The following is a 13,501-nucleotide window of genomic DNA, read 5'->3' on the forward strand; positions in this document are numbered from 1 at the left end:
GTAGCTTTTTATTTATACGGTATGTTAATTTGTATCACGCGCTACCATAAACAGCAGGTAATTTCCGTATTTTAATCTTAACAATTTGATAATAAGCAAGGCTTTATATATCCCTTAGATAATAAATAGTTTTGTAGCCATATTTTGTACGCTAAAAAAGACCATAGAAGCAGCACCATTAGCTCTGCCCGCAGAACTGTGCAGCAGCGAGGCAGAGGATATGTAGTAGACAGCAATGCAGTTTAAGAAATTATAGACAACCATTTGGGTTTCGGATTGAGCCCCATTTGCCTGCATCCTGTAAATCCTTTACGCTGAAAACTGCCCCAAATTCGCCGTGTACCGGGGTTGAGGATTCGGAACAGGTACTTTTAACTCCGTTGTTCCGGAGGTTTGGCCCATTCTGCCACTGGATGTATCAATCGCGGACCTCGGCCAAAATTAAAGGTGCGCAGGTAATTAATATATAACAACATGAAAACAATATCGATTTTAGGTAGCGCCCTGCTGGCGATGGCGGTTTTTACCGGGCATGCGCAGGAAAGCAATAACCACAGCCAACATTTCGAGCAGTTAATGTTTGGCGAGCAAACAAGTTTAAAAACATGGAAGATAAAAGGACATAGCCATAACGACTACGAGCGCGATATGCCATTCTGGCGGGCTTACCATGCGGGTATGGAATCTATTGAAGTCGATCTTTTTATGCGTAATGACAGCCTTTATGCAGCGCATGATCCCAGCCAGATACAGCAGGGTAAAACGTTGGAACAGCTGTACCTAAAGCCTTTAATAAAATTGTTTAAGGAGCATGGAAACCACGCCTTTTCAGATCCTGGCAAATCGCTGCAATTGATGCTGGACCTGAAGGATAGTTATCAGGTAATTATGCCCGCTTTGGTGAAGCTGTTGGAACCCTACACCACCATGTTGTACGGTTCGGGCAATGAACATGGAATTAAGATTGTTCTGAGTGGCAATATGCCGCCAGTAGATCTCTTTTACGCCTATCCCGATTATATTTTTTACGATGGACGACCAGATATTCCGTATAGCGCAGCGCAACTGAAAAAGATAGCGTTAATCAGTGCCGATATACGTAGTTATACACGGTGGAATGGGAAAGGGGCGCCAGCAGGGCCTGAGATGGCAAGTATCAAAGCCGCAGCGGCGCAAGCAGCAGCACAGGGCAAACCATTCCGCTTATGGGGCACAGCCGAAAGTACGAATACCTGGATTATATTGGAAAAATTGGGCGTTACCTGGTTAAATACCGATAAACCCGATGTGCTGCAGCAGTACTTGCACAGTATACCCTATACGCGCTTTCAGTCTCCGCAAGAAAAACCGCAAGCCGTATACAGGCCGACTTATACCTCCGATGGTACAGCAGCACCCATACGAAATATTATACTGTTAATTGGCGATGGCATGGGCCTTGGACATATACAGGCCGCCTTGATAGCCAATAAAGGGGCTTTAAATATGGCGCAGTTTCGGTATATCGGTTTTGCGCAGACCGCTTCTTTAAGTCCGGGAAATACCGACTCAGGGGCTGCCGGTTCTGCTATCGCTACCGGACAAAAAACGTGGAATGGCGTAGTGAGTGTCGATGCCCAGGGGCAGCCGTTGAAGAAACTACCCGATTATATGCTACAGCGCGGTAAGGTTACGGGTATCCTCAGTACCGGCGATGCCTCCGATGCTACACCGGCGGTGTTTTATGCCGCGCATACAGATCGTAACGCCTCCGAAGCCATTACCCAAGATCTCCTGCAGCAGGAAGCCGTCCATGTGCTTGTAGGTGGTATACCCTGGCCATATCGGGATACAGCAAAATATGCCGCGCTGAAGGAGGCTTTGGTGAGGAAAGGCTTTGCGGTAAGCAATGACCTAGAAAGCTTTGGTCGTAACAAGGCGAGGAAAGACGTGGTTTACCTGCCGCAGGCAGCGATACGATCCGTTAAAAAGGGGCGTGGCGATATGTTATCCACTGCCCTAAAGTATAGTATATCGAAGCTTAACCAAAATAAAAAAGGCTTTTTTATTATGGCCGAAGGAGCACAAATTGATTATGGCGGCCATGCACGTGATTTATCCGATGTAAGCATGGAAACACTAGATTTTGATAAAGCTGTAGGTGAGGCGCTGCGGTTTGCCGATCAGGATAAACATACGCTAGTTATTGTAACAGCAGATCATGAAACAGGCGGGCTTACGCTACTCGATGCCGACCCTATAAGGGGCTATGCACAAGGGCATTTTGCCTCCAACGACCATAGTGCGATGATGGTACCGGTGATGGCTTATGGCCCCGGGTCAAATACCTTTATAGGTTTTTATGAGAACACTGCGATTTTTCATAAGCTTCTGGCACTGTTAAATTTGAAATAACAGCAACCAGCAGCATTTCGATGGGAGGGACAGTACCCCGTAAGGAATAGGCGCTCTACTATACAGGGAAAATCGGGGCGGGTATCTCCCCAGCAACTTTCCCTATCTAATAGAGCGCCTTAAATATTTTAATTCCAGCTGGCATTAGTTGATTATTTGCATTAGCCTATACATGAAGCGCATTGCCGCAGGTTTACAAATATTTCTTCGCTAAAAATAGGCTATATCGCCTGTCAGGCCTACGCGCGATTAGCGAAACAGGGGTTGGGGTAATGCGGTGACCCCAACCCATTACGCATAAATGACCTTAAGCTATAAGCTGATTGCTGAAATGTGCATTCCCATTCCGTTGGTCAAATTTCGCAGCAATACGCTGAGCAATTGCGGCATAATTATCCTGTAATTCTGTTTTCGTAAACACAGTATCCCCCTTGAAAAGCTGATGTGTTTCAGGCAGCTCTAAATGGAAAACCTCGTCTGCAGGATACTCTTTCAAGGCGTCTACCACAAACTTGGCAACATAAAAAACCGTACGGTCCTCGCGGCCATCCACCCAAGGGATATATTTTTCTAACCATTCTTTACCCTTCTTTTTATCCGTATAGGCATAGTACAAGGCTAATTTTATGGCCGACAAGGTAATTGATTTTTCCTTCTCCTTAAGGAGAATCTCCGTTGATGCCAGCTCTGCAGCTTTGGCAGCCTGCTCGGAAAAACCAAGCTTTTGCCCCTCGTAGGCTAAATTTACGGCCGTACGTAGTGGAACATGCGCACAGGTGAATTTTTTCTCAAACAACGGTGTCGCTTTTGCATAAGCCGCTGTAAAACCTTGGGTATACAAAATTGCCGACACCTCGGCATCCATTTCGCAAGCAAGGCAATCGCTCATATCATCACGTTCTACAGATAGCACTTTAGTTAAAGACTCCTGTATTGCCGTCGTATCTTTTTGCGCCAATGCCTCACTAAACTCCTCGTTGTAAATGGCACGCATGCCATAACCATTGCGCAACAGGCGAGTTTCAAAATCCTTTAAGGCAGCCTCAATCTGCGCTTTGCTAACATCAGGATTCTCATACAAGTCAGACATCATCCATTTATACTGCCATAAGAAATCTTCTTCATTAAAAAGCTCCGGATTTTCGTCGTAGGTCTGTAATATCCAGGCAAATGCAGGCAGCGACTCGGGCGAGAAGGCAAGATCAATCTCGTAGTTTAGAAGATCCAGGCGAAGGTCATAGCCCCATTCCAAATCATGGTTCTCATCGGCAATGGCGATAGCCTGTAACACCAGTTTTACTTTTTCTTCGGCACTATCGACCCGGTCGATCTGATTTAATATTTTCTGAATTTTAAGTGCGTACATATGGATTATTAAATGTTTACAAAATTTGTTAGCCCCATAACGATAAGATTCTTCATCGCATTATTTAAAACCTTCATTTCTGATTCCTGAACCTGGTATTTGCCCAAGATCATGGCCTGCACATACAACACCTCAATGACCGACTGCAGGAGGTAAGTATCCTCAATAGGGGCAAGGCTGTGAATCAGGTCGTTAGAAACGTTAAGGCATAATATCGGTCTGTTATTAGTTTTTGGTGTATGCGCTTTGACAACCTGCGCAAATGGATTAGCATTTTCCTTCAGCTGCTTAGCCGTATTTTCTAAATGGCTCTGTTCCGGTTTGGTGTAAATGGCCGCAGTATCTGCAGGCTGGAACATCTTAAGCTCCAGTACACAATTATGCGCAAGCAGTATAGCCTCCGCTTTAACGCGGAAGGCCTTAAAACGCTCCGTTTCTAAGTCGCCAATATCCGAAAATGTTTCCATCAATTGGCTAGGCAACATCTCGCGGATGGTATATTGCCGATAGCGCTGATTTATTTTCTTTAGCAATTCAGTATCAAAAGTATAAGAAGCATTCACCAAAAGCTGTCCCTGCGTATCGGCAAGGCGATCGATCTGTTTAAAGTTTTCGAACTCTGCACAATAGAAGATTGTCTGCTGTGCCTGCGCAATATGCTTAAAGTTGCGGAAACCCCTGTTGGTTTCAAAAGGCATATCATCCAAAAATATATCCAAAAACTCATTGTCTTCCAGCGCAAAAGCCTTTAAGTGTAAAAAATGCGTCTGAATAATGCGGGTATAAATGCTGTAATCTACAGCTTTAATCGTGCGCAAATAGTCTTTCAAGGCCTTAGCAATTTCCTTACGCGTGTCGCGTAGCAGATCATTTTTCATCAAAGACTCGCGCGATGCCGTGGCACTTAGTTCCTCCGTATTAATTAACATACGTACAAAAAATGCCCAGCTTGGCAATAAAGACTGGTCTTCTTCGGATAGAAACATCCGTTTTAGGTAAACACGGTGGTACTGTTTGCTGCTGAACTGCGTTTTAAACGGCAAAATATAGAGCACACCCCTCGTTTTTCCGGCTTCAGTATCAAAAGGTACGGCATCTAAAAAGCTGGTATTAAACACCCTTTTACCCACCTCAAGTAAGGCCGCTTTGTCGCTTTTCTCCGTAAGCCATACCGGCTGGCCATGGTTTAAAACCTCCGTTATAGCGCCATCGTGTACCATTACCTGTTCTTTTATCGCATCGCCATAGAAACGTAATTTGGCCGTAAAGAAACTCTTTTCGAACAAGTAATTAAAAACTTTCTTCGGCTTAAGGATAACACGCGTACCTATAGGCATATCCTCCAGCATAGGCTGTATACTATAATCACCTTCGGTATTGGCAATCCAGCGTAAAGGCTTCTGTTCTAATGCCGATTTTGTTTCCACAATAATCTGGTCACTAACCACAAAGCAAGAGAGCAGGCCAATGCCAAATTTACCAATAAAGTCCTTGGCATCGTTTATATCCTTACCCTTAGAACTCTCGCCAATAACCGAAAGAAACTGGTGAATATCGGCTTCTTTTAAACCTATTCCATTATCCTCAAACCTGAAGTTCTCCTGCTCGCCATGCGGCAGGTGTATAGCAATCTGTCCAACATGGTTCTCGTCAATATGCCGCAACGCTGTAATTGCATCCACAGCATTTTGCAGCAGCTCCCGAATAAAAGTATTCGGGTCGCTGTATAAATGTTCCGATAAAAGGGCAATCATACCCTTAAGGTTTACCTGGAAAGAATAGGAAGGTTGTTCATCCATAGTATTATCTTCTTGTTCTTTTAGTAAGTTTTATTGCTTCCTCATGGCCATTTTCTGCAGCCCTTTCAAACCAGTATAGCGCGGATTCATCATCTTCTTCCACCCCTTCGCCCATGAGGTAACAGTTGCCAAGCTTAAATTGCGCTTCAGCAAATTCCGCCTCAGCAGCTTCTTTAATAAAGGCATAGCCCTGCGCAATATTTTGAGTCACACCATCGCCCTCCAATAATTGAAGGCCAGCATAGTACTTCGCATACAGATTACCACTTTGTGCTGCCTGATCAAACTGCGCATAAGCGGCCTCCTTATCCACATCGGTACCACGCCCGTAGTAGAAGGCACGTCCTAAGCGGTACATTGCCATAATATTATGTTGCGCTGCCGCCTGCTGGTAATAGTTAAAAGCCGTTTGAGGATCGCCTTCAACACCCACAGCAAAGTCGTAACACATACCCAGTCCTTCCGACAGGTAGTCTAAATCTGCCGCTGCCTTATAATAAGAAAAGCCCCGATCATACTCCCCCAATTGGTCATAATCGTAAAAGTAATAGTCGCCCAAAAGAATCAGCGCCTCCGGCACCTGCTGCGCAGCAGCGCGCTCCAGCCAAGCCAGCCCTTGCTCCGAATCTTGTTGTATGAGGCCGTGGATATAATACCTACCTAAAACATACATGGCATAAGGGTATTCCAGCGCTGCCGCTTTCTCCAAATATTCAAATGCTTTTTGATTATTCTGAGCCACACCATACCCATATTCATAACACAAGCCGATATCCGTAAGTCCGCGCGGGTGGTTGAAGTCGGCCGATTTTTGATAGTACCGAATGGCCTCGTCGATATTCGCTTCCGTTCCGATACCGAAGCGGTAGCAACGCGCCAGCTCATAGGTGCTGTTAGAATCGTTTGCCTGTGCCCCCGTAAAGTAAGCCTCAAAGGCACCTACCAGATCAGGCGATCCCGTCTGATGGTAATCATACTCCAAATACACACCCTTCAAATAATTAGCATAAGGATAACCCAGTGCTGCGGCCTGCGCAAAGTACGCATAAGCCTTGCCATAGTCGGGTGTTTCCTCCAACTCCGCTGCCAGCCCCAATTCGGTGATACAAGGAGCACTATTGAGCTGAGCACCCTTTTCAAAATACTGAAGGGCTTCGGCAGGGTTAGGGTCAGCACCATGGTAACCCAATTTTATATAACGACCCGCGACAAACAGCGCCTGCGGCAGCCTATTATCGGCCGCTTTTTTATACCAAGGAAATGCAGCCAAGAAATTCGCTTCCTGATCAGCCGTACCCTGCTCCATAAAATTTCCGTACCGGTATTGCGCATAAGCAACACCCTGCTCGGCCATTTCCTGAAATAACGAAAGCGCCTTATTTTCATCCAAAGGCACAAACTGCCCTTCGGCATACAACTCGGCAAGTTCGATTTTAGCATCCGTCAGATTGCGGTTTGCAGCCTCCTCCAAGTAAGCCAGACCCCGTTCAACATCGCGTAAGCTCTCGACAAATAAAAATATACAGCCTAAGCGGAATGCCGCATAAGCATGGTTATACTGCCAGGCTTTTTCCAAATGATAGATGGCCGATTCAAAATCTGCGGCCTTCGGGTTTTCGCCCGGGACATTTTGTAATTTCAATAAAGCAATTTGTACTGCCGAATCACTTATTCCGGTTTCCCAAGATTCGGTATACGCAGGTATCAAGGCCTCAAACTCCGCTTCGGTCTGCGCTTTAGAACGTTGCAGCTCGGTGCGCATATATTTACAGTACGCCGAGTTTGTTTTTTCAATCCCCTCATTTAAGAGCTGCAGCTGCATGTCGGGCTTATTTTGCCTCGCATAATAATGCTGCATGGTCTCGTAATAGTGGCGTTGTATTTTCTTATTATCACTAGCCTTTAGCGGTTCGATTTGGGCAATCTTCGCTTCATAATCATCCTCCCACACCAAAAAATGCGAATAATAAGCCAAAGCCCAAATATCGCCGTTTTCTGCCTCGTGAATTAATTGCTGATAAGCCTCTTCCTTCGGCAGGACGTTTAAAAGTTTTATGTAGTTATAATATAAAAATAAAGCCTTGGCTGGCGCCACATTCGCCTCGATTGCTTTTGCAAAATATACAGCACTTTGGCTCGCATCAGTTAGCGTACGGCGCGTTAAAATATACTGTAAGGCGATTTCCAGATACGCCTTCGGGTTTAATGCCGCATAGCTATCCAATAGGTTAAGGACCTTATCGAAGAAAAAAGCGAAGTCTTCATCGTCCAAATACAGCGATGCAGCATAATCCGTACTCGATTCAAATAAACTGTTAAATAAGCTATCCAATTTGGACAGCATCTCTTCGCTGCTGTTATATTGTAAGAGTAAACCCTCGAATAAGGCTAAATATTCGAAAAAGTTCTCCTTAGAAAGTTTGTCTTCTGGTGAAAGGTCAGGATTTTCAACTAATGCAGCATGAATTTGTACTAGTTTTTCCTGATAGTCATTTTTAAGATGCATATGGTATTGTTTACGGTGTTTTGATAAACGTAAAAAAATAGTATAAAATGATGTTTTCCTGTATTCAAAAACAAAAACTTTGCCAATTACACGAATAAAATGGCAATATGGACAGATTAGAAAATAGCTTTTTAGCGTACAGGGATTTAAAAATCCTTTTTCGGGATATTAATCCTTATTTTGAAGAACTGCCATTTTGAAAATCCCTATAAATAGGGGCATAGGTTTAGGATTAGGTTTAGGATTAGGTTTAGGCTTAGGTATATGTATAACCTGTACGGTTGCCTCCTACTGCTGCGGATAAAGGATGCCGGCTACTGTTTATGTTTAGTTTCAGTATTTCAGTCTTTACCTATTTAAGCCTTCAAGTATTTAATTTTGCAGCTTTTCCAATCGCAAGAGCCATATACCCAAATACCCATATACCCGTATACCTGTATTTCTGTATGTATGCATTTAAGCTTTAGCGGGAGGGCAGATGGCGAGAGGGCTATGCTAAAGGGGGGGGCGAGGTTTAGTTCCGACAGCGACTGTATCGGAGGCGCAGCATGCCTATAGCAGGCCATATTGAAGCGACAAAAGGCGCCTTTAAAAGCGCCTTTTGTATTAAATTTTTTCATTAATCAAGTTTGGTTATTTTGCTGATTTACTGAAAAGTATTTTTATTAATTGTATTTCCCATATCTAAAACCAATGTTCCACCTTTTAGAATGTCAGCATGTTGAATATGCGATACTTTTAAAGGTTTTCCATTGAGTGTTGCACCTTGAATATAGATATTTTCGGGGCTATTGTTACGGGCAATAATGGTAAATGTTTTCCCTGAACCCGTTTTTAATCGGATTTTATCAAATACAGGACTGGTAATTTCGTAAGCAGGATCACCAGGTGCCAGGGGATGAATACCAATAGCGGCTAAAATATACCAAGCCGACATTTGACCCACATCCTCGTTGCCCGTAAGACCTTCAACCGAGTTTTTATAGGCATTGTCGCATATAAAACGGCTCCACTTTTGCGTTAGCCAAGGGCTGTTAAGTCTATTGAAAATAAAAGGAATATGGTGTACAGGTTCGTTGGCGTGGTTGTAATAATCGTTCCATAGAAAATCTGCCGGTGTCTTTTCGAAGAAGTTTTCCAAATCGGCCAAAACGCGATCTTTTCCTCCCATAAGGGCTACCATCCCCGGAATATCATGCGGCACAAACCATCCCTGCTGGTAAGCATTAGACTCAATGCTGCCGTACCATTCTTTTAAACGCCCCTCTTCCGGCCATGCCTGCCAGCTACCATCGAGGTGACGTGGTCTGAACCATTGTTTTTCAATGTCATATATATGCGCATAGGCCTTGCTTTTTTTCTGGTAAAGGTTGTAGATATCATCTTTCTTCAGTGCCTTTGCCATTTGTGCAATACACCAATCGGTATAGGCAAATTCTAACGTTTCAGAGATGCTATAACCATTTTCTACAGCTACATAACCCTTATCGCCATTACCGAATTTGTTGGATGTCTTGATCATCAGGTCCAAGGCCTTTTCGGCGTCGTAACCACGGATGCCCTTACTATATGCATCTGCTATTACCGATATGGCAGGGTTTCCTACCATACATCCGCTGTAAGCGTTAAAAAACTCCCAACGCTCCAGGTAATTTTCTCCACTCTGCTCCGCCAGGGACATCAAAGAGTTAATCTGATCGTTAACCACTTTCGGGTTAATCAGTGTCTGTAAAGGAAATTGACTTCTGAAAACATCCCAACCGCTGAAAATCGTACGTTTGGTAAAGTCTTTACTTTGCTGTATTACGCCATGTGGACCGGTATAGCGACCATCCGCGTCGGTAACGCTGCGGGGATCGATCATGGTATGATATAGGGACGTATAAAACACAGTTTTCTGATCGTTTGTGCCCCCTTCAATTGAAATTTTCGATAGCTCTTTTTCCCACAGCTGGTTCGCATCCTTACGTATTTGGTCGAAACTTTTGCGCGCTAATGCATCCTGCTTAAAATTGTTTTCAGCACCTTTCATATCGGTAAAGGAGATACCAACTTTTAAGGTAACCTGCTCCTTATTTTTGGTCGGGAAGTCCATAAAGAAACCCAAATGCTCTCCTGTTAACGCCTTCTCGCCACGGATAATGCTGGCTTGTGCAATTCGCTGTTGATAAGCCAGACTGGATACATCTTGGTTTTTCTTGCTTTGCCCTGCCGGAAACTGTGCCGACCAAAAACCGTAGTCTGCAATAGCCTTGTCTACCGTAGCATAAAAGTAAACCGTATAGTTGGGTTTACCCTCGCCATTTCCCCAGCCACCACCTTCAGGGGTACACTCCATCCACCCACGGATGGTATGGGCATCTACCACCTCTACATATTGCTTGGTGGAAGTGCCGCCAACACGGCGCGCAAGGTCAATCTGTATGCGCGATTGTGGGTTCTCGGGATAGGTAAACCGTAATGCGCCACCCCGCGGTGATGCGGTTGCTTCGGCCTGTATCTGATAACGATCCAGTTGCACGGTATAATACCCTGCAGTAGCTTTTTCTGTCGCTTTACTATAGGCCGAGCGGTAACCTTGCAGCGCTGTATTTCCTTCTTTTCCGGCAATAAGCTGTAATGGACCCGTTGTAGGCATCACCAATAGGTTGCCAAGGTCGCCATACCAGCCAATACCCGACATCTGCGTAAAGGCAAAACCTTCGATGGTACGGTGCTCGTCGCTATAACCCGGGCCATTGTCGCCACCCGTAATGGTATTCGGACTTACCTGCGTCATGCCAAATGGGGTTGCTGCACCAGGGAAGGTTTTTCCTAAACCATGGTAGGAGTGCGCCGTATTGGTACTAGCCCCTATAAAGGGGTTTACATACCGTGTAACATTAGGCGAGGTTTGCGCCGGCAGCCTTAGGGCTACCGCACAAACCAGAATAAATAATGAACTTACTTTTTTCATAAATATAGATTAGAATGCTAAAGATGTATATTCTCCTGTAGCAAGTGTAAGTTTAAGAACGCCATTGGCATCTGTCGTTACTTTTGTCTTCTTGCCGCCTACAGTTACCGTAACCACCTGGTTCGCCGTAGGAAGTTTCAGGTTAAAGGTGTTGCCAACTGTAGCCTTAACTTTTGCCGATGTTAATTTGCCATTTACCCAGTTCGCATCCAATTCAGCGCCACCACGTGCACATAAACCCGTAAAGTAACCGGTTTTCCAGGCTGCAGGCAATGCCGGTAAAAGCTGTATCAAATCGTTATGGCTTTGCAACAACATTTCCGCAATACCAGCACCACCACCTTGGTTACCGTCGAATACAAAGATATCCGAAGGCGCACCGCCGATACCCTCCGGAGAGATGGTTAATAGGTTTTCGCGTGCAAATTCACGTTGCAGCTGTACCACACTCTCGTAAGCCTCGTTGGCATTGCGTAAGCGCGCGTAGAACGATATTAAGTTGGCACGGCTCCATTCCACATCCTCCCAACCTTCAGCAGCCAGGCGACCTTCGATTGTTTTTTGCGCTGCAGCCGCCAATTCCGGCGTCTCGTCGGGTGTAATCTGTGCAAAAGGGTATAAGCCTAAAAGGTGCGAAGTATGGCGGTGGTTAGGGTGTGCTTCTTTAAAATCCTCAAACCACTCCTGGATAGCACCATTTTTACCGATTTTCATTGGCGGAAGCAGCTTCAAGCTACTGCGCAACGTATCTTGGAATGCCGCATCCAGGTTTAAGGTTTCTGCAGCCTCTAAGCAAGACTGAAAAGCCTCATACACCAACTGTCTATCGGCTGTAGGCATCATAGACAAGGCCATATCGTGCCCTTGGTAAGAAAACGAATTCTCCGGCGATGTGCTAGGGCCCGTCATTAAGTAACCCGATTTAGGATCCTTAACCATATAATCGATAAAAAATTCTGCATTCCCTTTCAAGATCGGATAAGCCACCTGTCTCAAGAAGTTTTTATCCAACGTATACTGATACTGCGTCCACAAGTGCGATGCAATCCAGCTACTAGCCGTAGGGAATAAGCCCCAGTTTACCCCACTACCAGAGGCCGTATACCCCCACACATTCGCTACCGTATGCGCAGTCCAGCCGCGCGAATTATAAACGTTTTTCGCCGTTTTAGCACCATGCTTTGCTAAATCCTGAATATAGCTAAATAAGGGCGTATTCGTTTCAGCCAGGTTACCCACATTGGCTAACCAATAATTCATCTGGGTATTCATATCCAAGTGATAGTCGTTTGTCCAACCACTATTACAAGCCAAGTTATCGTTCCATATACCCTGCAAGTTTGTTGGGAAAGGCGAGTTTTCACGCGATGAAGCGATCTGTAAATAACGGCCATAATGGAAAAATAAAGCATCCATACCGATATCATAGTTGCCAGCCTTAAGTCTTTCCCAACGAACGTCGGTAGGCAAATGCTCAAATCCACTTTTGCCGAACGATAATTTTACGCGGTCGTACAATTTTTTATAATCCGCGATATGGGTAGCTTTCAACTGCGTGTACTCCTGAGCGATAGCATGATCGACATTATTGTGGGTTGAAGCCTCGTAATTAGCGTTTAACAAGTCCGTATTCACATCAAAAACAATATCCACAGTGCTAGCCTTTTCGACATACACTTTACCGTCTTTAACCTGCATGCTACCATCTTTAAGCTTTAGCGACACCTTTCCCAAGAAGTTAACACCCCCTGGTCCTTGACGTGGAAACGATACCGTACCATTAAACGTTAAACCGTCCTTTGTTGGCAGCAGGGTAGATTCGCGAAGCAAATCCAAGGCCAATACCAGGTTTAAAGCCCCTTTTTTGGAAGCACTAAGGCGCGTAACCAAGACATCTGCCGGGTTGCTGGCAAAAAACTCACGTTCAAATTTGGTGTCTCCAATCTGGTAGGATACCTTGCTTATGGCTTGGTCAATATCCAATTCTCTGACATAATTTTTAACCTGTCCGGCAGGATGTTTAAACGTAATAGCAATATCCCCTAGTGGAACATGCGAACCAAAAGAGTGCGGTAGTCCGGCAAGCAACTCCGTGCCGATCTGGTTTCCTTCCAAATACTTGCCGTCGAAGAATAACTGACGCAGATTTTTCCAGCTGTCCTTATCAACGGCTCTTTCCTGAAAAGGATCTGGTTGTCCGGACCACATGGTGATTTCATTTAGACCGATGGTTTCGGTTTCTATGCCACCAAAGATCATAATCCCTAAGCGGCCATTGGCAAGTGGAAGCGCCTGCATCCATTCCTTAGCAGGTTGCTGATACCAGAGACGCTGGGCATTACTTACCGGAATTCCGGCCAGTAATAACAGCTGTACTAAACAAAGTAGTAAAACATTTTTTTTCATTCGGATGTATATATTTAGTATTAATTTTTTTTGATATAGGGTTTATAGCGGTAGAGGTGGATCTCTACTTTCAA

At 44.8% G+C, this 13,501-nt stretch carries 7 protein-coding genes; 1 reads left to right on the top strand and 6 read right to left on the bottom strand.

Features of this window, described 5'->3' with window-relative positions:
- Positions 1-474 precede the first annotated feature (474 nt).
- The gene (locus ACL9RF_RS03005; RefSeq protein ID WP_422799109.1) at positions 475-2,394 is read left to right on the top strand and encodes an alkaline phosphatase; all 1,920 of its coding nucleotides are present in this window, start codon (positions 475-477) and stop codon (positions 2,392-2,394) included.
- Between the two features lie 307 nt (positions 2,395-2,701).
- Here the strand turns inward: ACL9RF_RS03005 and ACL9RF_RS03010 are convergent, their stop codons facing one another.
- The 6 genes from ACL9RF_RS03010 to ACL9RF_RS03035 all read right to left on the bottom strand — a co-directional run bounded on the left by ACL9RF_RS03010 (position 2,702) and on the right by ACL9RF_RS03035 (position 13,427).
- Positions 2,702-3,760, bottom strand: coding sequence for a hypothetical protein (locus tag ACL9RF_RS03010; protein WP_422799110.1), 1,059 nt, complete (start codon positions 3,758-3,760; stop codon positions 2,702-2,704).
- Positions 3,761-3,768: 8 nt separating this feature from the next.
- The gene (locus tag ACL9RF_RS03015) at positions 3,769-5,559 is read right to left on the bottom strand and encodes an HSP90 family protein (protein WP_422799111.1); all 1,791 of its coding nucleotides are present in this window, start codon (positions 5,557-5,559) and stop codon (positions 3,769-3,771) included.
- A 4-nt stretch (positions 5,560-5,563) separates the two neighbouring features.
- On the bottom strand, positions 5,564-8,065 hold the full coding sequence (locus ACL9RF_RS03020) for an SEL1-like repeat protein (protein WP_422799112.1): 2,502 nt from the start codon (positions 8,063-8,065) through the stop codon (positions 5,564-5,566).
- A gap of 356 nt (positions 8,066-8,421) precedes the next feature.
- Entirely contained in the window at positions 8,422-8,685 is a 264-nt protein-coding gene (locus tag ACL9RF_RS03025; RefSeq protein WP_422799113.1) for a hypothetical protein, read from the bottom strand.
- A gap of 26 nt (positions 8,686-8,711) precedes the next feature.
- On the bottom strand, positions 8,712-11,021 hold the full coding sequence (locus tag ACL9RF_RS03030; RefSeq protein WP_422799114.1) for a GH92 family glycosyl hydrolase: 2,310 nt from the start codon (positions 11,019-11,021) through the stop codon (positions 8,712-8,714).
- 9 nt (positions 11,022-11,030) lie between these two features.
- Positions 11,031-13,427, bottom strand: a complete 2,397-nt coding sequence (locus tag ACL9RF_RS03035) for a glycoside hydrolase family 95 protein (protein WP_422799115.1) — start codon at positions 13,425-13,427, stop codon at positions 11,031-11,033.
- Positions 13,428-13,501: the final 74 nt, after the last annotated feature.

The organism is Sphingobacterium sp. Mn56C (assembly GCF_049319645.1).
GTDB lineage: Bacteria > Bacteroidota > Bacteroidia > Sphingobacteriales > Sphingobacteriaceae > Sphingobacterium.